The organism is Brevundimonas sp. UBA7506 (assembly GCF_002479495.1).
GTDB lineage: Bacteria > Pseudomonadota > Alphaproteobacteria > Caulobacterales > Caulobacteraceae > Brevundimonas.
This window is the reverse complement of sequence record NZ_DLNQ01000008.1, coordinates 160,212-181,401: the sequence shown is the minus strand read 5'-3', so window position 1 is coordinate 181,401 and position 21,190 is coordinate 160,212. Positions and strand designations below refer to the sequence as shown.

The following is a 21,190-nucleotide window of genomic DNA, read 5'->3' as shown; positions in this document are numbered from 1 at the left end:
GCGGGTCGGGCTTCAAGCGGGCGCGACCAGAGCCGCCCCCTCCACCGCCTGCGGCGGTCCCCCTCCCCCGTAGGACGGGGGAGGATCAAGCGAGAGGCGCTCATCCTTCCGTCCTCAGGTCTGCTGCCCGCGCGTGGGCCTCCAGCCCCTCCATCCGCGCCAGACGCGCGGCGACAGGGGCCAGGGCGGCGGCGCCCATCTGCGTCACTGTCTGCACCGACATGGTGGTCATGAAGCTGGCGGTGGTGATGCCGCCCAGGGTCCGCGCCCCGCCGTCGGTCGGCAGGACGTGGCTGGGTCCGGCGGCGTAGTCGCCGAGCGTCTCGGCCGCCCATTGCCCCACAAAGACGGCCCCTGCGGCGGTGATCTTGTCGACCAGCCGTTCAGCCTCCTCGGCCTGAATCGACAGGTGCTCGGGGCCATAGAGGTTGGCCACTTCACAAGCCTGAGCCATGTCGGCCACGCGGATGGCGCGGGCCTGCTCCAGCGAGGCGCGGGCCACGGCGGCGCGGGGCAGGGTCTCCACCTGACGCTCGACCTCGGCGACGATCTCGGTCAGGGCCGTGCCGCTGTCGGACACCAGGATGACTTGCGCGTCGGCGTCGTGCTCGGCCTGGCTCAGCAGGTCGGCGGCGACGATTTCGAAGTCGGCGTCGCGGTCGGCGATGACCAGCAGTTCCGACGGTCCCGCCGGCATGTCCTGGGCCGGACCGCCCGGCAGCGATGAGGCGTAACGCTTGGCCTCGGCCACATAGGCGTTGCCGGGGCCGAACAGCTTGTCGACCGGGTCGATGACGCCGTCGTCCAGCTCGACGCCAAACGTCAGGGCCGCAATCGCCTGCGCCCCGCCCAGCAGCCATAGCTCGTCCAGCCCGGCTTCTGCGGCGGCGACGATCATGGCCGGGTGGACCGATCCATCTTTCGAGGGAGGCGTGACGGCGACGCGTCGCCCAACCCCCGCCACGCCCGCCGGAATGGCCAGCATCAGCAGGGAGGAAAACAGCGGCGCCGTGCCGCCGGGCACATAGAGACCCGCCGAGCCGATGGGCCGCCAGACCAGCTTGGACTTCACGCCCGGCGTGGTCTCGATGAAGGCGGTGTCCTCGGGCCGGGTCGCGGCGTGGAAGACGCGGACGTTGTCGGCGGCGACCCGCAGGGCGCGGGCGGCCGCGGGCGGCAGATCGGCGCGGGCCTCGGCGGCGGCCTTTTCGGTAATCGCCACCCGGCGCGGCGCGGCGCCGTCCAGCTTGATCGCCCAGTCGGTCACGGCCTGTCCGCCGCGCGCCTGCACGTCGTCGAAGATCTCGCGCACCACGCTGGTGACGAAACCCTCGGTGCGCTGCTGCGGACGGGCCAGCGCGACCCGGCGCTCAACGGCGTCCAGCTTGTTCCAGTCGATACGCTTCATCACATCATCTTCTCGATCGGCAGGACCAGGATGGCCGAGGCCCCCGCCGCCTTGAGCTTCTCCAGCGTCTCCCAGAAGACGGCTTCCTGACAGACGGCGTGGACGGCCACGGCGTCGTCGCGGCCCGACAGGGGCATGACGGTCGGCGATCCGGCGCCGGGCAGGATGGCGGTGATCTCCGCCAGGGCCGAGCGCGGCGCGTTCAGCATGACGTACTTGGCGCCTTGCGAGGACACCACGCCCGCCATCCGCTCGATGATGCTGTCCAGCAGGTGCTGCAGCCCGGCCTCGGGCGGGGTCGGCGACTTGATCAGCACCGCCTGACTGTCCAGCACGGTCTCCTTGGCCATCAGGCCGTTGGCCTCCAGCGTCGCCCCGGTCGAGACCAGATCACAGATGGCCGAGGCCAGCTTCAGCCGCGGGGCCACCTCGACCGCGCCGCGCATGGTGACGATGTCGGCGCCGACGCCGTTCTCATCCAGAAAACGACGCAGGATCTTGGGATAGGAGGTGGCGATGCGCAGCCCCTCCAGCGACGACGGCCCGGCATAGTCCAGCGTCGGCGGCACGGCGATCTTCAGCGTGCAGCGGCCAAAGCCCAGGGGCATGACCACCTCGGCGTTCGGTCCGCCGTTCCTGACCTCTTCCAGCACGTTCTCGCCGACGATGCCGAGGTCGCAGACCCCGTCCGCCACGAAGGTCGGGATGTCGTCGTCGCGCACCCGCAGCAGGTCGATCGGATAGTTCTCAATCCGGTACAGCAGGTCGTTGTTGCCCTTGACGACGCGCAGACCCGCGTCGCGGACCAGGTCGAGGCTGCGTTCGGCCAGGCGGCCGGATTTCTGGACGGCGATGCGAAGCCGCCCCTGCACGGTGCTCATGATCTCAACTCAGGCTTTCAGTCTGTCCAGCACCAGGCGATAGCCCTGGTGCGGCATGTCCTTCAGGGAGCGCGCGACGCGCACCACGGTGGTCGGGCTGGCCGAGGCCTCCACCGCGATCTCGCGATAGGTCTTGTCCCCGCCGTCCAGCAGCCGGGCCACCTGCCACCGTTCGCCAAAGGCGCGCAGCTCGGCGGGGGTGCAGAGGTCGGACAGAAAGGCGTCGGCCTCCGCCCGCGTCTGCAGCGAAAGCAGGGCGTCCAGCAGGGCGGTCTTGGCGGCGTCGGCGCTCATGGCGCGTTCCATTATGCTGTAACAATGGAACGGTCAACCCGCATCTTTTCACCGTCGCGAGCGGGCGGCGGGAGTAGCCGCTAGGCTCGTTCCGTCCTATCTGCGGTCTCATGACCAAGGTTCTGATTATCGGCGCGGGACACGCGGGGGGCTCGGCGGCGGCGCTGCTGAGACAATATGGCTTTCACGGCGAGATCGTCCTGGCGGGCGAGGAGGCGGCGGCGCCCTATCAGCGGCCGCCTCTGTCCAAGGCCTGGCTGAAGGGGGAGGCGGGTCTGGAGGACCTGCTGCTGCGCCCCGAGAGCTTCTACGCCGAACAAAACATCGACCTGCGCACCGGGGTCACGGCGACGGCTGTCGACGCGGCGGCCAAGACCGTGACCTTCGCCGACGGCGTGGTCGAACCCTATGACATTCTGATCCTGGCCACCGGTTCGATGGCCCGCAAGCTGGCCATTCCCGGCGCCGACCGGCCCGACCTGCTGGAGCTGCGCACCCTTGAGGACGCCGAACGGCTGAAGGCCGCGCTGGCTCCCGGCCAGCGGCTGGCCGTGGTCGGCGGCGGCTATGTGGGCCTTGAGGCGGCGGCCTCGGCTCGCGCCCTCGGCGCCGAGGCGGTGGTGATCGAGCGCATGGACCGGGTGCTGGCTCGCGTGGCGTCGGAAACCCTCTCGGCCTTCTTCACTGACCTGCATCGCCAGCACGGCGTCGAGATCATGACCGAGGCCGAGGTCTCGGGCTTTGAGGACGACGGCGTCCGGCTGGCCGACGGCACGCTGATCACGGCCGACGCCGTCCTGGTCGGCGTCGGCGCCCTGGCGCGCGAGGCCCTGGCGCGCACCGCCGGTCTGGCCTGCGAGAACGGCGTGGTGGTGGACGAGAACGCCCGCACCAGCGACCCCGCCATCTACGCCATCGGCGACGTCACCCACCGCCCCATCCCGGTCCACGGCGGACGGATGCACCGTCTGGAGAGCGTGCCCAACGCCCTGGAGCAGGCCAAGCAGGCCGCCGCCGCCATTGTCGGCCGCGCGGCCCCGGCGCCCGAGACGCCGTGGTTCTGGTCCGACCAGTATGACGTCAAGCTTCAGATCGCGGGCCTGCCCTTCGACGCCGACCGTCAGGTGGTGCGCGGCGATCCGGCGACGGGCAGCTTCGCCGTCTTCCACCTGAACGGCGACCGTATCGTCTGCGTCGAGGCGGTCAATGCGCCCGCCGACTTCATGGGCGGGCGCCTGCTGATCGGCAAGGCGACGCCGGTGGATGCGGCCCTGCTGGCCGACCCCGCCATCTCGATCAAGGCGGTGGCCAAACCGGACTGAGGGCGCCGTCATGACGACGGTGTGACATCCCTGCCGCAATTGCGATTTAGTCGCAGGAGTCAGATTGTCGCAGGGTTGGAATCTGATATTGCGACCGGATCGCATTATCAATGACTGGTTCCTCCCCCATGTCCGACGCTCGTTCCTCTGCCCTCAAGGCGCTTCTGTTCGCTTCCAGCGCCGCCGGCATGCTGTGCGCCTCGCCCGTTCTGGCGGGCGACGAAGCCTCGATCGCCGCCCCGAATGAAGCGGCGGACATCACGCAAGACGCCACGACCCTGAGCGCCGTCGACGTGCACGGCCAGCGCGTGAAGCGCGAGCCCAAGGACCCGCAGTTCGTCGCCCCCCTGGTCGACACGCCGCGCTCGGTCACCGTGATCCCGCAGCAGATCATCGAGCAGACCGCCGCCACCTCGCTGCAAGATATTTTGCGCACCTCGCCGGGCATCACCTTCGGCGCCGGCGAAGGCGGCCAGCCCCTGGCCGACCGTCCCTTCATCCGCGGCCAGGCCTCAGGCAACAACATCTTCGTCGACGGCATCCGCGACACCGGCGGCCAGCAGCGCGAAGTCTTCAACCTGGAGCAGGTCGAGGTCATCAAGGGGCCGGACTCGGTCTATTCGGGCCGCGGCTCGGGCGGCGGCAGCATCAACCTGGGCTCCAAGACCCCGCGCCTCAGCGACTTCACCAACGCCTCGATCGGCGCCGGCACGGATTCCTATGTGCGCGGTACGGTGGACTTCAACCGCCAGCTTTCGCAAACGGCGGCCCTGCGACTGAACCTGATGGTCGGTCAGGGCGACATCGCCGGTCGCGATGCGGTCGACTTCGACAAGTGGGGCGTCGGCGCCTCGTTCGCCGTCGGCCTCGGCACGGACACGACCCTGACGGCCAGCTACTATCACCTCGACAGCGATCAGATGCCTGACTACGGCATCCCGCTCTACACCAAGCTGGCGGGCGCCACGGGCCCGCGTCCGGACGCTTCGGGCGTTCTGGATGTCCCCTATGACAGCTTCTACGGCCTGAAGGCGCGCGACTATCTGACCAATACGGTCGACTCGTTCACGGTCACGCTGGAGCGCCAGCTGACCGAGAACCTGAAAATCCGCAACGTCACCCGCTACGCCGAGACCCTGAATGACTATGTCGTCACCAACCCGGGCGACGGCGGTACGGCGCAGCAGATCAACGGCGTCTGGTGGATGAAGCGTGGTCTGAAGTCGCGCTGGAACCCTGCCGACACCCTGGCCAACGTCACGGACCTGACGGGCACGTTCCAGACGGGCGGTCTGAAGCACAGCTTCAACCTGGGCCTCGAACTGTCGTCCGAGAAGAACGACAACGCCTCCTACACCGTCACGACGCTCACCGGCACGGCCTGCCCGGCGCCCCTGACCGGTCTGGACTGCACCCAGGTCTATAATCCGAACCCCAGCGACCCCTGGACGGGTACGAAAACGCGCGGTCTGGTCAGCTCGACCGATACCCAGTCGACCGGGATCTACGCCTTTGACTCGATCAGCTTCGGCGAGAAGTTCATCGTCAATCTGGGCCTGCGCTGGGACGACTACTCGGTCGACGCCACCAACGCCTCGGGCACGGTGACGGCGCCGGTCTACACCTCGGTCCGCTCGGACTGGGACTTCGTCAACTATCAGATCGGCGCGGTCTACAAGCCGACCGCCAACACCAGCATCTACGCCTCCTACGCCACCTCCTCGACGCCCCCGACCATTTCGGCCGGCGATCAGAACGGCGGCACGGGCACGGGCACGGGCAACCTGGCCACGACCCTGCTGGATCCGGAAGAGACCGACAGCTTCGAGATCGGCGCCAAGGCCAACCTGTTCGGCGACCGCCTGGCGCTCAGCGGCGCCCTGTTCAAGACCGTGCGCAAGAACGCTCAGATCCAGGTGTCCGCAGGCGTCTATGAGCAGGCCGGCGAGGCCGAGGTTCAGGGTCTGGAACTCGGCGTCTCGGGCAATGTCACCGATAAGTGGCAGGTCTTCGGCGGCTACACCTGGATGGATTCTGAGCTGACCGAGGGCGCCTACAACAACGTCAACGTCGGCGATTCCCTGGCCAATACGCCGGAACACACCGCCAGCCTGTTCACGACCTATCGCGTCATGCCCAAGCTGAGCCTGGGCGGCGGCGTCTATTATGTCGGCAAGTCGTTCGGCGGCAATCAGGGCGGCGCCGGCGGCGGCGGCAACCGCATCTACGCCCCGGCCTACACTCGCGTGGACCTCTTCGCCTCCTACGACGTCACCGACCGCGCTTCGCTGCAACTGAACGTTCAGAACGCGGGCGATGAGGAATACATCATCCGCACCAACGGCGTTCACCACGCCGACGTGGCCCCGGCCCGTTCCGCCATCCTGACGCTGAACGTCCGCTACTAAGCGCTCGCGTTTCGCGCCATCATGTCGGCCCCGTCGTTCATCTGAGCGGCGGGGCTGATGCGTTTCCAGACGGTGAGAGAGCCATGCTGCTGCATATCCCCGACGTCTTCACCAAGGCCGAGGTCGCCGCCCTGCGCCGGACCCTGGACGCCGGCCCCTGGGCCGACGGCAACATGACCTCGGGCCATCAGTCGGCCACCGCCAAGAAGAACCTTCAGTTGCCCGAGGACAGCGCGGCGGCGCGCGAAGTCTCGGCCCTGATCGTTCAGGCCCTGAACGCCAACCCGATGTTCGTTTCGGCGGCCCTGCCGCACACGATCTTTCCGCCTTTGTTCAACCGCTATGAGGGCGGCGGCGAGTTCGGCGTCCACGTCGACAACGCCATTCGCCAGAGAGGCGATCTGCGTATCCGCAGCGACCTCTCGGCCACCCTCTTCCTGTCCGAGCCCGAGGACTATGACGGCGGCGAACTGATCATCGAGGAGTTGTACGGCGCCCAGTCAGTCAAGCTGCCCGCCGGCGACCTGGTCCTCTATCCGTCCAAGAGCCTGCACCGCGTCACGCCCGTCACGCGCGGCGCCCGCGTCTCCAGCTTCATGTGGCTGCAAAGCCTGGTCCGCGACGACGCCGACCGGGAAAGCCTGTTCCGGTTGGACGTGGCGACCCAGCGGGTGAATCTGGACAAGGGGCCGAAGGATCAGGCGGTGATCGAACTGACCGGCCTCTATCACAACCTGCTGCGCCGCTGGTCGGAGGTCTGACGCTGCGCCTCTCCCTCCCCTTCATGGGGAGGGTGGTCGCGAAGCGACCGGGTGGGGAGGGTGCGGCGACATGAAATGCGGCGCTTGAATTGCCGAGCGCCCCCACCCGTCTTCGCCCTTCGGGCTCAGCCACCCTCCCCATGAAGGGGAGGGAGAGCCGTTGCGCTCTATTCAGTAAACGTCGCGCCGATACCGCCCGTTGTCCGTCAGCCGCATCAGCCGCTCCTCGCCCAGCGCCGCCTCCAGCGCCGCGTGGACGCCCTTGGACATGCCTTCCAGGCTGCCGCAAACATAGACATAGGCCCCGCGATCGACCCAGTCGGCCATCGGCCGGGCGTGTTCCGCCACCAGCGACTGGACGTAGCGGTTCTCGCCCCCGTCGCGCGAGAAGGCGCGGTCCAGCCGGGTCAGAACCCCCGACGCCAGCCAGGCCTGCAGGTCGGCGTCATAAAGCGCGTCGTGCGCCCGCGTCCGCTCGCCGAACAACAGCCAGGCGCCGCCGGTCGCCTCGTGCCGCGCCCGCGCCTTCAGATGCCCGCGCAGCCCCGCGATCCCGGTGCCGTTGCCGATCAGGATGATGGGGGCTTCCGGCGGCGGGGCGTGGAAGCCGCGGTTGGCGCGCACCCGCATGGCGATCTCGTCGCCGACCCGGGCGTCCTGCGTCAACCAGCCCGAAGCCAGACCCGGCGTCCCGTCCGGGCGCGTCATCAGGCGGATGCAGAACTCGACCCGTCCGTCCGAGGGCAGGGAGGCGACCGAATATTCGCGGCTGGCCGGCTGTTCGCCGTCGCGCGCGGGCAGGCCCACCTCGGCGATGTCGCCCGCCGCCCAGTCGGGCGCGTGGTCGATGGGCTCGAAGGCCAGATGATAAGCCTCGCCGCCGGGGCTGTCCGCGTTGAGCAGGGACCGCTCGACCAGACGCCAGCGGTCATAGGCGGGCGGGGTCCAGTCCGGCGCGGCGGTCGAGCCGGTGATCTGGTTCAGCTGATGCTGCCAGTGGCGGATGGCGCCCGCGTCGCCGTTGTCGACCTCGACCCGGTCGAACAGGGTCTGGGCGCCGCTGCCGTCCAGCCAGTCGCCGACCGCGTGGCCGAAGCTGCAATAGGCGTCATAGGAGCGGTCGCCGAGGGCCAGCAGGCCATAGGACAGATGCGACAGGTCAGCCTCGGCCGTCATCACCTGCCGCACGAAGCGGGCGGCGCTGTCGGGGGCGTCGCCCTCGCCGGTGGTCGAGGCGATCACCAGCAGGCGCCGCGCGCCCTTCAGCGTCTCCAGATCCAGATCGGCGAACGACAGGGGCCTTGCGCCCACGCCGCCGTCGCCCAGCGCCCGCGCCGTCATCCAGGCCAGCTCCTCGCCAAAGCCGGTCTGGCTGGCGAAGGCGATCAGCACGGCGTCGTCGCCCGCCGCTTCGGCCAAGGCCCGCGCCTGTTCGACGGCCTTCGCGGCGGCGGCCCGCACGCGCCAGACGGTCAGGCCGACCAGGCCCAGCCACAGGATCAAAGCGACGCCGGCCCACAGCCAGCGGGACAGGTCGGCGGTCACGGTCAGGCTTCTTCTTCGTCCATCATGGCGGCGAAGGCGGGCGTCATCCGCTCGACCAGGCCGCGCGGCGTCCGCTCGATGAAGTGCGCAGCGATCTGCATGGCCTCGGCGAACTCCGGCCCGTCATAGGGGCCCAGGACGGTCAGGGCGGTGGCGAAGGCGTCGGCGCGCATGGCCGAGGCGTCGAACACCGTCACCTGCGCCAGGCCATTGTCCACCGGCCGCCCGGTCGAACCGTCGAGGGTGTGCGGATAGAGGCGCTCTTCATGCACGAAGGCGCGACGCCAGTCGCCCGAGGTGGCGACCGCCACGTCGAACAGGGCGGCGACCGTCTGCGGCGCGGGCGATCCCGGCACGGTCTCGATCTCGACCCACCAGGGCTGGGCGTCCGGCTTAACGCCGCGTCCCAGAAGTTCGCCGCCGATCTCAACCAGATGCGAGGTCGCGCCCATCCCGGTCAGTCGCGCCGACACCCGGTCCACGGCGTGACCCTTGGCGATGCCCGAGAAGTCCAGCTTCATGCCGCCGGTCTGCACCGCCGCCTGGGCGTCGCGGTTCAGCCGCAGCTTCTGCCAGCCGGACACGGCCAGCGCCGCCTCGACTTCTTCACTGGACGGCAAGGGATTGAGCGGATCGCGCGGTCCCGGCGGGCCAAAGCCCCACAGGTCGACCAGAGTCCCAAGGGTCGGATCGACCGCGCCGTTGACGTCGTCGGCCAGATCCAGAGAGGCGTTCAGCAGGGCCCAGAAGTCGTCCGACAACTGCCACGTCCCGGCGGGCGCGTTGTTGAAACGGCTGATCTCGCTGTCCGGCGTCCAGGGGCTGAACAGGGCGATGATGCGCGCCAGCTCCTCCTCGATCGCCGCCTGAAACGCGTCCTGCGCCACGCCCATCGGCGGGACAAGACGCACCGACCAGGTGGTGCCCATGCTTTCCCCCGACAGCGACCAGATCAGGTCGCTGGGCGGCCGCTCCGGCGCGCGGGCGCTCGGCGGGATCAGGACGCGCGTGTGCTGACGGCCGTCAACCGCCGCTCCGAGCAGGAGCGGCGGCGGGGTCGAGCTGGAGCTTTTCGAGGTCAGGGCAGGACTTCCAGCGCGCCGTTCCACGAGGCGTTCGAGCCGGGCTGGCCGTTCACGCCTGCCGTGCGCACCGAAGCGCCCAGCCAATAGAGACCGGCTTCCGGCCAGGTCACGCTGAAGGCGCCGTCCGCGCCGGTCTTGACCGTGATCTCTTCGGGATTGTTGCGGTAGCGGGTGCCCCCGCGCGCGATGGTCACCTCGACATTGGCGGCGGGCTGGCCGTCCTTCAGCAGCTTGAAGGTGGCGGCTTCGCCGGCGGCCAGATCGTTCGGGTGGGTGACCGGGGCCAGTTCCAGACCCTTGCCGACGATGGCCAGGTCGGTCGGCTCGCCCAGGGTCACAAAGGTCTCGGTGCGGCTGTCGGTGCGCACGGCCTCGACGTCGGTGGCGTCGGCGGGGATGGCGGTGGCGAAGTCAGCCTCCGTCCCGCGCCAGCGCTTCTGCTCGCCGCCCTGCTTGTAGCTGGCCATGAAGCCCGAACCGACATTGGCGACGCGGTAGGTGCCGGGCTTCGACAGGTGCAGGTCGAAGCTGGAGCGGTACTTGGCCTGCATGACGTTCTCGGCCTGGGCGGTCGAGCCGTCCGGGGCGGTGATGGTCAGACCGGCCAGACGCATGGCGGCGTGATCGGGGATGAAGACCCCGTTCGACATCCCGGCGTCGAAACCGACCCAGGCGTCATTGCCCGACAGCACGGTCGAGGTCGGGGCCAGCCAGGCGCGGTGCGCCTGGGCCGAGAGCGGGGCGGCCAGAACGGCGGCCAGAGACAGGAAGGCGAGGGTCTTTTTCATGATCAGGTCCTCTTAGCGGGTCACGGCGACGCGAACGGCGCCCAGTTCGGTGGAGCCGGTTCCGGCGGCGGTGTTGGCGCCGCCCCAGCGGAAGGGCACGCGGACGACCTCGCGGCCGCCCAGTTCGCGGGCCGCCTCGACGACGATGTTGTACTGCCCGGCGGGCAGGTTGCGCAGGCGGGCGGCGGGCACGGTCACGGCGTGACGGCCGGGGGCCTTGGTCGGGCCGGACACGCCGTCGGCGGGCATGGCCATGGCGCGGCCGCCCTTGCGCCACCAGGTGCGCAGGTCCTTCAGCCAGTCCTTGCCGTCGCCCTCGTTGTTGCGGGTCTGCTGGTACCAGACGGCCAGGGTCTGGGCCGTCGTCTGGTCCGGCTTCTCGATCCACACGGCGACGTAGGGCCGATGATAGGAGGCGCTGGCGATGCGCGGCAGCTCGACGCTGACGCTCAGGTCGGCGGCGCTGGCGACGGCGGGCGCGGCGGCGAGGCCGGCGGCGGTCAGGACGAGAGGGAGCTTACGCATGGGGAGGAACTCGTCAGTGGATGAAGAGGAGGGCGATAACGACGGGAATGAGCAGACCCAGGGCCACGATGGGCCAGGTCGAGGGACGGCCGCGGGCGTGCAGCCACAGCAGGGCCAGACCGGTGACGGAAAAGATCACGCAGGCCACGGCGAAGACGTCGATGAACCAGTACCAGACCTTTCCGGCGTTCCGACCCTTGTGCAGGTCGTTCAGGTAAGCGATCGCGCCGCGCGTGGTCTTCTCGTGCACGGCCTCGCCGGTTGAACGGTCGATGGTCAGCCATCCGTCGCCGCCGGGCGCAGCCAGGGCGACATAGATCTCGTCCGCCGTGGTCTCGGTCGGCTTGCCGTCCACCTGCACCTTGAAGGAGTCGGCGGCCCAGCGCGCCACGGGGGCGGGGACCGGGTCGGTGGTTTCCTCGGGGAAGTCGGCCAGCCGCGCCAGCAGGGGGGCGGGCAGGGTGGCCGTCGCCTCCTTCGTCACCGGCTCGGCCGGGATCTGGGCGGCGTGGTTGAGGGTGATGCCGGTCGCCGCGAACAGGATCATGCCGACCAGGCTGACCGCCGCCGAGATCCAGTGCCAGCTGTGCAATTGCTTCAGCCAGAACGACCGCTTGGCGTTCAGCGCCGCCTTCGGTTTCACGGCGGTCTTGGCGGGATTTGCAGCGGCTTCACTCACAGACAGGGCTTTGCCATATTCTGCGAACGATTTGCAATACCGTTTAGGCGTCGGAATGTCGCGGGGCGAATCGTCGTTCAGTAAGTCAGCCGCACTCCGGCGCTGAGCGAGCGCGGCGGGCCGAAGCCTTCGACGCCGGTTCCCGTTTCCGAGACCTCGACCTCGGCGTCGAACAGATTGTCGGCGGCCAGCCACAGCGAGGCCCTCTGATTGACCCGCCAGTCGGCCCGCAGGTCCGCCGTCACGGCGGCGCCCAGAACCCGGCTGTTCAGGTCGTCCTCGAAGCGCCTGCTCTCATAGCGGGCGCGGGCGCTCAGGCTCAGGCGGTCGCCGGCGCGCCAGTCGACCCCCGCCGTGGCGCTCCAGATCGGGGCCTGGGCCGGGCGCAGGCCGGTCAGTTGCGGCGCGGCCGACCCGCCGTCCACGCGGGCGTCGGTGACGGACAGGGCGGCGGTCAGGTCCAGTCCGCCGCGCAAGGCTTGCCGGGCGCTGATCTCGACGCCCGTGGCCTCGATGGTCCCGGCGTTCCGGCGTTGGCGCAGCACGCCCCCCGCCGGGACAAAGCCCGCGCGGGGGAAGGTTGCGGGGCCTTCGCCCACGGTGACGTTGACGATGGCGTCCTCGATGCGGTTCCAGAACAGGGTGGCGCCCAGGGCCGAAATCGGTCCCTCGAAGGCCAGCCCGGCCTCGATCCCCTGCAGGGTTTCAGGGACCAGCGCCGCATTGGCCTCGGTCAGGTCGTTGCCGACGCGGAAGGGCCGGTGCAGTTCGTTCAACGTGGCCGGCCGGAAGCCGGAATAGGCCGCCGCCCGCGCCGCCCAGCCGCCGCCGATCATGCGCCGCGCCGCCAGACGGGCGCTGACCACCTCGCCCGAGCGTTCGGGATCTTTCTCGTCCAGCGTCGCCGCCCCGGTGGCCAGATCGCGCTCCAGCCGCCGCCCGTTCTGGTTCTTCCAGCCGTCCAGCCGCAGTCCGCCCGCGAACAGCCAAGGCCCGGTCTCCCACGAGCCCTCGCCGTAAATCCCGGCCACCGACGTCTCGCCCCCGGCGATGCGGTCGCGGGTGAAGGCCTCGGCCATGTAGCGGAAGCGCTCGTGCGTCTCGCCCTCGTTGAAGCGGGCGTCGGCGCCCACCTCCCACTCCAGGCGTCCGCCGCCGACCGACCGCTCGGCCCGGCGCAGGGCGGCGTTCAGGCCCCAGCCGGTCGCGGGCGTCTCGTACTGGTTATTGGCGGGCGTGGTCGTGGCCCGATCCGCCGCCACGGCGACCGAGGTGTTGGCCAGATCGCTCTCGCGCCGCCAGGCCTGCAGCCGCCAGCCGTAGTCGCCCTCGGTCGGACGTTTGGCCGCCGTGGCCGACAGGACATGGCCGCTGGCCGTGGCCCGCGCCCCCGCCAGACCAGAACCGCGATCCTCCTCATAGGCCGCCGCCCGTAGCGACAGGGCGGCCTCGCCGATTGGCACATCGGCCCGCAGGGCCGCGCTCTTCGCTTCCAGATCCAGCCGCGCGTCCGCCGCCCCGGCCGTCGGCCCGCGCACGGGGACATAGCCGTCGCTGGTCTCATAAAGGACCGACCCCGTCAGCCGCGCCGGCCCCGCATCCACCCCGCCCGACCCCGCCAGCCGCGCCCCGCCGCGCTCGGCGAGCGAGGTGTCCAGCACCCCGCCGCGCTCGCGCTCCCTCAACTGGATGACGCCCGTCAGCGCCCCCGCGCCATAGGGACCGGCCCCGGCGCCGCGCACGATGTCGAGGCTCTCGACGCTCTCGGTTGGAACCTGCGACCAGATCACCCAGCCGCCGAAGGGATCGTTCAACGGCGCCCCGTCCAGAGTCACCAGCGTCCGTCCCGCCCCCGACGGGGCTATGGCCCTCAGGCTGATGCCCTGGGTCGTCGGATTGGCGGCCAGACTGGAGGTGCGCCGGAACAGGGAGACGGCGGGAACCGTCGCCAGGGCCTCGTCCAGCCGCGTCGCGCTCGACAGCGTCTCCTCGCCCAGCCGGATCACCGAAAAGGCCGCCTCGCCCGCCGCCGGGGGCAGGCGGGCGGCGGTGACGATCACCTCGTCCAGCGTAGTGGTCGGGGCGGCGGGGGGCGTGTCCTGAAGCATCAGGCGGGACCATAGCCCAGGCCCGCGACGCTGGCGCGCCCTTAGGCCGCTTCGGCCACCGCATGACGCGACAGGGCCAGTCGGATGGCGTTCAGCAGGGCGTCGGGCTGGATCGGCTTTTGCGCCACCCCGTCCATGCCCGCCGCCAGATACTCGGCCTCGTCGCGCGGGTCGGCGTTGGCGGTCAGGGCCAGGATGGGCACGACGGAGGCCGCGCCGGGCAGGGCGCGGATGGCCCGCGTCGCCGTCACACCGTCCATCACCGGCATCTTCACGTCCATCAGGATCAGGTCGAAGGGGGCGATCATCGCCCGCTCCAGCGCCTGACGCCCGTCCTCGGCGGTCTCATGGGTGCAGCCGAACAACTCCAGCACCTTGCCCGCGACGAAGCGGTTGGCGGCGTTGTCGTCGACCACCAGGACGTGCAGGGTTTCGTGCGCGGTCGGGGCGGCGGTCCGGTCCTCAAGGCTGCGCGCATCAGCCTCGGCCAGCGGCAGGTGCAGGTCAAAGCGGAAACGCGCCCCGCCGGCGGGCGAGCGCTCCAGCGCCAGCGTCCCCTCCATCCGCTCGACGATCTGGCGGCAGATGGCCAGGCCCAACCCCGCGCCGGCGCCCTGTCGGCCCGCCTCGCCGGTGTTGAACGGCTCGAAGATGGCGGTCGCCGCCTCGTCGCTGATCCCCGGCCCGCTGTCGTCGACCACGGCGTCCAGCCGCACCCGGCCGTCGTCCAGTCGCGTGCTGAGGCTGACCTCGACCGCGCCCCGGGTGGTGAACTTCAGCGCATTGCCGATCAGGTTGTTGAGCAACTGCTTCAGCCGCATCTCGTCGCCGACGACCCAGCGCGCGGCGGCCGTGTCCGTCGTCACCGTCAGGCGCAGGTTCTTCTCCTCCGCGCGCGGTCGCCACAGGGCCGACAGGTCGGCGGCCACCGCGTTGAGATCCAGCGGCGCCGGCTCCAGCGTCAGGATGCCCGCCTCGGCCCGCGACATGTCCAGGGCGTCGGTCAGCAGCCGCAGCAGGCTGTTCCCTGAATCCAGAATGGTGCGGACATAGGGGCGCAGCGAGGTCTGCGTCAGTTCACGCTCCATCAGGGCGGCCACCCCAAGCACCCCGTTCAGCGGGGTGCGAATCTCGTGGCTCATCACCGCCAGGAATTCGGACTTGGCCCGGCTGGAGGCGCGAGCCTCGGCCTCGGCACGGACCAGGTTCTGGGCCAGCTGGCTCATGGCCTCGGCCCGGCGCTTGTGGATGGCCACCCCCGCCTGAAGAACATGAAGCCCCGCCCCGACCCCGACATAGCGTCCGCGCGACACGACGATGAAGCCCTTCAGCAGGGCCCCCAGCCCCGCTGCATCCATGTTCTGGAACAGGACATCGGCCGAAGCGTCGGCCTCAACCAGCAGAGGCTTCGGCTCCATCAGGGCCGAGACCGGGCGGCGGGCATAGAGGGCGCGGCCGAACTCGGCGGCCATCTTCAGGGTGAAGGCGTTTCGCTCGATCAGACCTATGGGGCGACCGTCCGCGTCCACCACGGCGATGACCAGGGTGTCGGGCTCGGCCTGAAACCGGTCGAAGGCCTCGGCGCCGGGCGCCTCGGGCGCCATGGGCGGCGCCGTCTCGACGAAGTCTCCGATCCTGGCCATCCCGACGCCCCTTCCGCGTTTTGCGAGAGCGCAGTTAGGCGGGCGGCGCTTAACAGCCGATTTGCCGAAAGTGAATGTTTTACAAGGGCAATTTGACGATTGCTCCGGGCGCTGAGCTTAAAGTCGAGCCAGCAGCTCCGCCGCGAAGCTGGACAGGCTGTCGTCGCGCGCCCCCATGACCACCACCCGGTCGCCGGGCTGGGCCATCTCCACGATCCGGTCGCCGCAGTCGGCGCGCGTCGCCAAGGCCTCGGCCCGACGCCCCTCGGCGCGGACGCCGGCGGCGATGTCTTCGGAGCCCACGCTGCGGTCGGTGGTGCCGCCGTAATAGACCGGCTCGGGCATCAGCAGGACGTCGTGCTCGCGCATCAAGCCGGCGAAGCCTTCGATGAACTCTTGCCGCATCAGCTTCAGCGGGCCGAAGCCGTGCGGCTGGAACAGGATCAGCAGCCGCCCGTCAAAGGCGTGCAGGGTCTTCAGGGTGGCGGCGATCTTGTCGGGGTTGTGGGCGAAGTCGTCGATGACGGTGACGCCGCTCTGCGTCCCCACCACCTCCAGCCGTCGCCGAATGCCGGCGAAGGTCTCAAGCGCCGCGACCGCATCCTCAATCGACACGCCCAGCGCCTTGACCGCGCCGAGCGCCGCCAGCGCATTGGCGACATTGTGCGCGCCTGGGACGTTCAGCACGACCGGACGCGGGGGCTCGCCGCGCAGCCGCAGCTCGAAGCTCATGCCGGTGGGCAGGGGCGCCAGATCATGCGCCGACAGGTCCGCCTCTTCCTCGCCGAGCGCGAAGGTGACGGCCTTGCCGGTCGGCAGCGTTTGCGCCAGCGCCGCCGTCTCGGGATTGTCGAGGTTCAACACCGCCGTCGTCGCCCGGCCGACGAAGCCGCCGAACAGGTCGCGCAACTCCTCCATCGACTTGTGGTCCAGCGAGATGTTGGAGACGACCGCCACCGTCGGATCGTAGCGGGCGATGGAGCCGTCGCTCTCGTCCACCTCGGCCACGAACAGGTCGGGACCGCCGACCAGTGCGCTGGCGAAGGGATGGTCGGCGTCGGCGAAGTTCTTCATCACCGCGCCGTTGACCACGGTGGGCTGGCGGCCCGCCTGATCCAGGATCCAGGCCACCATGCCGGTGATGGTCGATTTGCCGCTGGTGCCCGCCACGCCGATCGAGGTCGGGGCCGCGTTGAACAGTTCGCTCAGCAGCTGGGGGCGGGTCTTGATCGTCGCGCCGACGCGTTTGGCCGCGCCGATGTCGGGCACCGTGTCCTCGACCGCCCCGGTGGCCACGACGATCTGATCGGGGCTGGTCACGCCCGATCCGTCCTGCGGGTGCAGGGCGACGCCGTGCGCGCGCAGCCAGTCGAACTTGTCCGGCGTGCGGCCCTGATCCAGCGCCCGGTCGGAACCGGCGATGCGGTTGCCCTGCGCCTGAACGATCATGGCCAGGGGCAGCATGCCGGACCCGCCGACGCCGCAGAAGAAATAGTCTTTGTTCATCGGCTTGATTTTGACGCGCGAAACCGGGGAATGTCCGGCGGCCTGACTAGCACGGGCGACGCCGGAGGCCAGCCCCATCCATGAAGCCTGAACCGTTCAAGATCGGGGTTGTGAACGCCAGCTCGCGTCTGGATCCCGCCCGCGGGGAGGCGATCCAGGCCTGGATGGATCAGGCCTATCCGGGCGGCGCGGTGCAGTTGGTCTTCCATCCTATGGCGTTCGAGACGCACGGCCACTTTGGTGGCGATGACGCCGTCCGCGCCGACGCCTTCGTCGAGTTCGCCAATGATCCGCGTCTCGGCGCCGTCTGGTTCGCGCGTGGCGGCTACGGTTCGTGCCGCATCGCCGAGGCGGTCCTGCCGCAGCTGACGGAGGTGGCGCGCAAGAAACGCTACCTCGGCTATTCCGACGCGGGCAGCCTGCTGGCCCTGCTCTACAAGGCGGGCTTTCCTCATGTGGCCCACGGGCCGATGGCCTCGGACGGGGCGCGGCATGACGCGACGGGGCGCCGGGCGGTGGATTGGCTGGTCAGCGGCGACCGCGCTTCGCTGGAGCCGTCCCTGCTGGACGATCCACGCCCGGCCGTCGCCTTCAATCTGACCATTCTCAACGAACTGGTCGGCACGGCGCTGGAGCCGGACCTGACCGGCCACGTCATCATGCTGGAAGAGGTGTCCGAGGCCCTCTATCGCGTCGACCGGATGATGTTTCACCTGACGGGCCAGGCCTCGATCCGTCGTGCCGCAGGCATTCGCCTGGGCCGGGTCTCGGACGTCACGCCCAATGATCCGGACTTCGGCCTGACGCCGGAAGAGATCGTTCGCTATTGGTGCGAGCGTTCGGGCATTCCCTACCTGGGAACCGCCGACATCGGCCACGACCCGGACAACAAGGTGGTCCCGTTCGGGGCGAGCCGCTGAGGACTAGCCCTTGAAGGTCAGGCCTTCGGGCCGGGCCTCGAAGCCGGACAGCCGGCCCAGATAGCTCATGCCCAGCAGGGACGCGGGCATGTCGCCATCGACCACCAGGGCCTCGACCGAAGTCAGACGCACCCCCGCCACCGCCAGCGAGGGCAGGACGACTGGCGCGGCCTTCACGGGACCGGATGCGGTGTTCAGGGTGCGGGTGAAGTCCCCGGCGACGACGCTGACGCCGGCCTTTTCCGCGTCGGCGCGGCTCAGGGTCACGACGCTGGCGCCGGTGTCGACCAGCATCCGCATGGGGCGGCCGTCGACCATGGCCTCGGCCCAGTAGTGACCGTCGGCCGAGCGCGCGACCGAAGGCGCTGCAATCGCCGCCTGGGCCTCGCCCGCGCCGTCCATCCAGCGCAGGGCGCCCGCGCAGGCCAGGGAGGTGGCCAGGGCGGCGGCGAAGACGACGGCAGAGCGCGGGTCGATGCGGATCATGACCCTAGTGTGCCGCAAGGGTCTTGGCAGGCGGTGAAGCGATACGGCGAACGAAAGGTTTATGGTGGAACCGCGTTACGCTCCGCTTCAATCCTCCCCTGCGCAGCGGGGGAGGATTGATCGCGCGGCTACGCGCCCAGCAGAGCCGGATCGATCAAGCTTTTGCGCCCCTCCAGCTCATCCATGATCTTCGTCCGTTCCCCGTCGCTCATCCGGCTCCAGGTCGCGATTTCGGGCAGGGTGCGAAAGCAGCCCAGGCACAGACCCGACGCCCCGTCCACGGTGCAGACCATGACGCAGGGCGTAGCGATCGCACGCGGCGGCCGGGCAGGAGAGGGGGCGGCTTGCTGGCTCATGATTTTGTGACGTTCAAACTACAATAAGTCCGACTTCGGACCAAAATCTTGACTTTTTAACCAAGCGGAGCTATCTAGGCTGCTGACGCGAAACGACTATGACGGTGAGATTCCCGAAAAGCACGACGCGTCTTCTTTCATCGTTCAGCGAAAGGAGACGCCAAAAATGAACGACAAGGAGCGCAACCTCCAGCACGCCATGATGTCCTTCGCCCTCTGGGGCGGGATGCTGGTGAACACGAAGCAGATGAACAACGCGAACAACCGCGTGGTCAGTCATCCTTCCAACTTCGTGCCCATAACGATCAAACGGCCGCGCGCGTAGTCGCGAGACCGAACGATCCAACCGCAAGCCCCGGTCAGAACGACCGGGGTTTTTCAATTCCGCTCTTGCCTTGGCGCGTCGCCCCGCTGAAACCGGCGGCAGCATCAAAGGGAGCATCGCCATGGGTCTGATCGTCGAGGAGCGCAAAGGCGCGGTCATGGTCTGGACCCTGACCCGGCCCGACCGGTTGAACGCCCTGCCGGATCTGGAAGACGGCGAGGCCTTCGCGACGGCCTGCGAGACGGTCAACGCCGACCCGTCGATCCGCTGCGTGGTCATGACGGGGGCGGGGCGCGCATTCTCGGCGGGCGGCGACCTCAAGGCCATGAAGGACCGCCGCGACCTGTTCGAGGGTTCGGGCGCCGCCATCCGCGAGCGCTATCGCCGCGTCGTCCACCGCATCGTCCGCTCGCTCTACGGGCTCGAGGTTCCGCTGATCGCCGCCGTCAATGGTCCGGCCATGGGGCTGGGCTGCGATATCGCCGGCCTGGGCGACATCCGTATCGCCTCGGACCGCGCCAGCTTCGGCGTGCCCTTCATGAAGCTGGGCATCATTCCGGGCGACGGCGGATCCTGGCTGCTGCCGCGCAACGTGGGCTATGTCCGCGCCGCCGAGATGCTGTTCACCGCCCGCGCCATCGACGCCGAGACGGCGGCTGAATGGGGTCTGGTCAACCGCGTGGTCCCGCATGAGACCCTGATGGACGAGGCCATGGCCACCGCCGCCCAGATCGCGGCTCAACCGCCCCAAGCCCTGCGCATGGCCAAGAGCCTGCTGCGTCAGGGCCGCGACATGAATTTTGATCAGATGCTCGAACTGTCCGCCGCCATGCAGGCCTTGGCCCATCTGACCGAGGACCACATCGAGGGCGTGACGGCGGTGCTGGAGAAGCGGCCGGGGGAATTTACGGGGGGCTGATCCTTCAAGCTCCGCTCATCCCCGCGGAAGCGGGGACCCAGTCCTTTGGCCGCAAGCGCGAGGGCTTGGGTAACCCACGGGGCTGTTGAAACTCTCACTGGGTCCCCGCTTCCGCGGGGATGAGCGGGAGAGAGAGCTGCAGCCAACAAAAAAGGGGCCCCTCGCGAGGCCCCTTTTCCGTCTCTAGCCGTCAGCCTCAGCGGCGGGCGGGCGTCTGCATCGAGCGGTTGGCGGGGACGCCGGCGACGCTGGTGTCGCGTTTGGCCCCGGCGGTTTCACCCGGCTTCATGAACTTGACCAGGACGCGCTGGCCGATCAGCAGGGGGGCGTCGTTGACGGCCACGACCACCTCGACGACGCGCTCGTCCGAACGCTGCGAGGGATCGTCCGAGGCCAGTTTGCGGGCGCCGAAGACGGCGGCGCGGCGCAGGACCTTGCCGACATAGACCTTCGAGGGGTCGCCTTCCGGGGTGATCTCGACAGCCTGATCGGCGGTGATGTTCGGAATGTCGGCCTCGACGATTTCGGCGCGGGCGATGCGCGGGGCGTCGGGTTCCAGGTCGAACATGTTCGACACGTTCAGGGTCGAGGCGCCGGCGCCGGGGTTGGCGTAACGGCGCACGATGCGGCCCTCAGCGGGCGAGCGGATGACGGTCAGCTCGACGTCATAGGCGGCCTGGTCGCGGCGGGCGCGGGCGGTCTGGACCGCCGACTGGGCCGAGCCGAGACGGGCCTGGGCCTGGGCGATGGCGTCGCGGGCCTGATCCAGCTTCTGGGCGGCGACGAAGTTGCTGTCCTTCAGCCGCGCCAGGCGGTCGTATTCGCGCTGGGCGGTGGCGATGTCGACGTTGATCAGACGCAACTGGCTTTCGGCCTCGGACAGGTTGGCGGCGGCGGTTTGCAGGGCCAGGCGCGGTTCGTCGTCTTCCTGACGCGCCAGGATCTGACCGGCGGTGACGCGGTCGCCTTCCTGGACCAGGACTTCACGCACGACGCCGCCGCGACGGGCCGCGATCTGGATGATGCCGCCTTCGATGTCGACCTTGCCGTTGGCGATGGCCGCATAGGGGCTCTCGACCTTCTTCTCGGCGGCGGCCGCGGCTTCGGCCTTCTTGGCGGCCTGGGCCTTCTGGAACATGCCGAAGCCGATGATCAGCACGATCAGGGCGACGAGGCCGATCCAGAGCCATTTGTTTTTCAGGAAAGCGGGCATGGAGGTGTCCTTGAGGAT

The 21,190-nt window shown here is 69.4% G+C and carries 20 protein-coding genes; 6 read left to right on the top strand and 14 right to left on the bottom strand.

Annotated elements, in window-relative coordinates:
* Positions 1-100: 100 nt before the first annotated feature.
* The 3 genes from hisD to B3K53_RS08315 are packed head-to-tail and all read right to left on the bottom strand — an operon-like array spanning position 101 to position 2,595.
* Complete coding sequence (gene hisD / locus B3K53_RS08325) at positions 101-1,408, bottom strand: histidinol dehydrogenase (RefSeq protein ID WP_292083739.1); 1,308 nt, start codon at positions 1,406-1,408, stop codon at positions 101-103.
* Positions 1,408-2,289, bottom strand: a complete 882-nt coding sequence (gene hisG / locus B3K53_RS08320; RefSeq protein WP_292083738.1) for an ATP phosphoribosyltransferase — start codon at positions 2,287-2,289, stop codon at positions 1,408-1,410. Before hisG ends, hisD begins: the two co-directional genes overlap by 1 nt.
* Before the next feature lie 9 nt (positions 2,290-2,298).
* Positions 2,299-2,595, bottom strand: coding sequence for a YerC/YecD family TrpR-related protein (locus tag B3K53_RS08315; protein ID WP_409515394.1), 297 nt, complete (start codon positions 2,593-2,595; stop codon positions 2,299-2,301).
* Positions 2,596-2,693: 98 nt separating this feature from the next.
* Here B3K53_RS08315 and B3K53_RS08310 point away from each other — a divergent pair, with 98 nt between their 5' ends.
* From B3K53_RS08310 to B3K53_RS08300, 3 genes are all read left to right on the top strand, one after another.
* On the top strand, positions 2,694-3,905 hold the full coding sequence (locus tag B3K53_RS08310) for an NAD(P)/FAD-dependent oxidoreductase (protein ID WP_292083736.1): 1,212 nt from the start codon (positions 2,694-2,696) through the stop codon (positions 3,903-3,905).
* Between the two features lie 128 nt (positions 3,906-4,033).
* A complete protein-coding gene (locus tag B3K53_RS08305; protein WP_292083735.1) occupies positions 4,034-6,313 on the top strand; it encodes a TonB-dependent receptor in 2,280 nt (759 codons plus the stop codon).
* An 83-nt stretch (positions 6,314-6,396) separates the two neighbouring features.
* Positions 6,397-7,074, top strand: a complete 678-nt coding sequence (locus B3K53_RS08300) for a Fe2+-dependent dioxygenase (RefSeq protein WP_292083734.1) — start codon at positions 6,397-6,399, stop codon at positions 7,072-7,074.
* A 171-nt stretch (positions 7,075-7,245) separates the two neighbouring features.
* Here the strand turns inward: B3K53_RS08300 and B3K53_RS08295 are convergent, their stop codons facing one another.
* The 8 genes from B3K53_RS08295 to B3K53_RS08260 all read right to left on the bottom strand — a co-directional run bounded on the left by B3K53_RS08295 (position 7,246) and on the right by B3K53_RS08260 (position 16,953).
* A complete protein-coding gene (locus B3K53_RS08295; protein WP_292083733.1) occupies positions 7,246-8,619 on the bottom strand; it encodes a sulfite reductase subunit alpha in 1,374 nt (457 codons plus the stop codon).
* A 2-nt stretch (positions 8,620-8,621) separates the two neighbouring features.
* Positions 8,622-9,728, bottom strand: coding sequence for an FAD:protein FMN transferase (locus B3K53_RS08290; RefSeq protein ID WP_292083732.1), 1,107 nt, complete (start codon positions 9,726-9,728; stop codon positions 8,622-8,624).
* Positions 9,698-10,492: a DUF4198 domain-containing protein gene (locus tag B3K53_RS08285; RefSeq protein WP_292083731.1), complete on the bottom strand. Its 795-nt coding sequence runs from the start codon at positions 10,490-10,492 to the stop codon at positions 9,698-9,700. The genes B3K53_RS08290 and B3K53_RS08285 overlap by 31 nt, the downstream gene beginning before the upstream one ends.
* A 12-nt stretch (positions 10,493-10,504) precedes the next feature.
* Positions 10,505-11,017 (bottom strand): DUF2271 domain-containing protein, encoded by a 513-nt coding sequence (locus B3K53_RS08280; protein WP_292083730.1) that lies wholly within the window; start codon positions 11,015-11,017, stop codon positions 10,505-10,507.
* Positions 11,018-11,030: 13 nt separating this feature from the next.
* Positions 11,031-11,696: a PepSY-associated TM helix domain-containing protein gene (locus tag B3K53_RS08275; protein WP_292083729.1), complete on the bottom strand. Its 666-nt coding sequence runs from the start codon at positions 11,694-11,696 to the stop codon at positions 11,031-11,033.
* 77 nt (positions 11,697-11,773) lie between these two features.
* Positions 11,774-13,804 (bottom strand): TonB-dependent receptor, encoded by a 2,031-nt coding sequence (locus tag B3K53_RS08270; RefSeq protein ID WP_292083728.1) that lies wholly within the window; start codon positions 13,802-13,804, stop codon positions 11,774-11,776.
* Between the two features lie 41 nt (positions 13,805-13,845).
* A complete protein-coding gene (locus B3K53_RS08265) occupies positions 13,846-15,447 on the bottom strand; it encodes an ATP-binding protein (RefSeq protein ID WP_292083727.1) in 1,602 nt (533 codons plus the stop codon).
* A gap of 117 nt (positions 15,448-15,564) precedes the next feature.
* Positions 15,565-16,953 (bottom strand): UDP-N-acetylmuramate--L-alanine ligase, encoded by a 1,389-nt coding sequence (locus B3K53_RS08260; protein WP_292083725.1) that lies wholly within the window; start codon positions 16,951-16,953, stop codon positions 15,565-15,567.
* An 80-nt stretch (positions 16,954-17,033) separates the two neighbouring features.
* Here B3K53_RS08260 and B3K53_RS08255 point away from each other — a divergent pair, with 80 nt between their 5' ends.
* On the top strand, positions 17,034-17,873 hold the full coding sequence (locus B3K53_RS08255) for an LD-carboxypeptidase (RefSeq protein WP_292083724.1): 840 nt from the start codon (positions 17,034-17,036) through the stop codon (positions 17,871-17,873).
* A 3-nt stretch (positions 17,874-17,876) separates the two neighbouring features.
* On the opposite strand, the gene B3K53_RS08250 is transcribed toward B3K53_RS08255, so the two are convergent.
* Complete coding sequence (locus B3K53_RS08250; protein ID WP_292083722.1) at positions 17,877-18,359, bottom strand: retropepsin-like aspartic protease family protein; 483 nt, start codon at positions 18,357-18,359, stop codon at positions 17,877-17,879.
* Positions 18,360-18,487: 128 nt separating this feature from the next.
* Positions 18,488-18,715: a DUF1289 domain-containing protein gene (locus B3K53_RS08245; protein WP_292083721.1), complete on the bottom strand. Its 228-nt coding sequence runs from the start codon at positions 18,713-18,715 to the stop codon at positions 18,488-18,490.
* Between the two features lie 166 nt (positions 18,716-18,881).
* Here B3K53_RS08245 and B3K53_RS08240 point away from each other — a divergent pair, with 166 nt between their 5' ends.
* Both B3K53_RS08240 and B3K53_RS08235 read left to right on the top strand, forming a co-directional pair.
* The gene (locus tag B3K53_RS08240; protein ID WP_292083720.1) at positions 18,882-19,040 is read left to right on the top strand and encodes a hypothetical protein; all 159 of its coding nucleotides are present in this window, start codon (positions 18,882-18,884) and stop codon (positions 19,038-19,040) included.
* Between the two features lie 121 nt (positions 19,041-19,161).
* Complete coding sequence (locus tag B3K53_RS08235; RefSeq protein WP_292083718.1) at positions 19,162-19,959, top strand: crotonase/enoyl-CoA hydratase family protein; 798 nt, start codon at positions 19,162-19,164, stop codon at positions 19,957-19,959.
* A 196-nt stretch (positions 19,960-20,155) separates the two neighbouring features.
* Here the strand turns inward: B3K53_RS08235 and B3K53_RS08230 are convergent, their stop codons facing one another.
* Complete coding sequence (locus B3K53_RS08230) at positions 20,156-21,172, bottom strand: HlyD family secretion protein (protein ID WP_292083716.1); 1,017 nt, start codon at positions 21,170-21,172, stop codon at positions 20,156-20,158.
* Between the last annotated feature and the right edge of the window lie 18 nt (positions 21,173-21,190).

Bases quoted from the DNA above. Each gene is read 5' to 3' on its own strand.
- B3K53_RS08230 (WP_292083716.1), bottom strand. From the start codon at position 21,172: ATGCCCGCTTTCCTGAAAAACAAATGGCTCTGGATCGGCCTCGTCGCC.
- B3K53_RS08250 (WP_292083722.1), bottom strand. From the start codon at position 18,359: ATGATCCGCATCGACCCGCGCTCTGCCGTCGTCTTCGCCGCCGCCCTG.
- hisG (WP_292083738.1), bottom strand. From the start codon at position 2,289: ATGAGCACCGTGCAGGGGCGGCTTCGCATCGCCGTCCAGAAATCCGGC.
- B3K53_RS08265 (WP_292083727.1), bottom strand. From the start codon at position 15,447: ATGGCCAGGATCGGAGACTTCGTCGAGACGGCGCCGCCCATGGCGCCC.
- B3K53_RS08260 (WP_292083725.1), bottom strand. From the start codon at position 16,953: ATGAACAAAGACTATTTCTTCTGCGGCGTCGGCGGGTCCGGCATGCTG.
- B3K53_RS08310 (WP_292083736.1), top strand. From the start codon at position 2,694: ATGACCAAGGTTCTGATTATCGGCGCGGGACACGCGGGGGGCTCGGCG.
- B3K53_RS08245 (WP_292083721.1), bottom strand. From the start codon at position 18,715: ATGAGCCAGCAAGCCGCCCCCTCTCCTGCCCGGCCGCCGCGTGCGATC.
- B3K53_RS08280 (WP_292083730.1), bottom strand. From the start codon at position 11,017: ATGCGTAAGCTCCCTCTCGTCCTGACCGCCGCCGGCCTCGCCGCCGCG.
- B3K53_RS08270 (WP_292083728.1), bottom strand. From the start codon at position 13,804: ATGCTTCAGGACACGCCCCCCGCCGCCCCGACCACTACGCTGGACGAG.
- B3K53_RS08235 (WP_292083718.1), top strand. From the start codon at position 19,162: ATGGGTCTGATCGTCGAGGAGCGCAAAGGCGCGGTCATGGTCTGGACC.
- B3K53_RS08255 (WP_292083724.1), top strand. From the start codon at position 17,034: ATGAAGCCTGAACCGTTCAAGATCGGGGTTGTGAACGCCAGCTCGCGT.
- B3K53_RS08300 (WP_292083734.1), top strand. From the start codon at position 6,397: ATGCTGCTGCATATCCCCGACGTCTTCACCAAGGCCGAGGTCGCCGCC.
- B3K53_RS08240 (WP_292083720.1), top strand. From the start codon at position 18,882: ATGAACGACAAGGAGCGCAACCTCCAGCACGCCATGATGTCCTTCGCC.
- B3K53_RS08285 (WP_292083731.1), bottom strand. From the start codon at position 10,492: ATGAAAAAGACCCTCGCCTTCCTGTCTCTGGCCGCCGTTCTGGCCGCC.
- B3K53_RS08315 (WP_409515394.1), bottom strand. From the start codon at position 2,595: ATGGAACGCGCCATGAGCGCCGACGCCGCCAAGACCGCCCTGCTGGAC.
- hisD (WP_292083739.1), bottom strand. From the start codon at position 1,408: ATGAAGCGTATCGACTGGAACAAGCTGGACGCCGTTGAGCGCCGGGTC.
- B3K53_RS08305 (WP_292083735.1), top strand. From the start codon at position 4,034: ATGTCCGACGCTCGTTCCTCTGCCCTCAAGGCGCTTCTGTTCGCTTCC.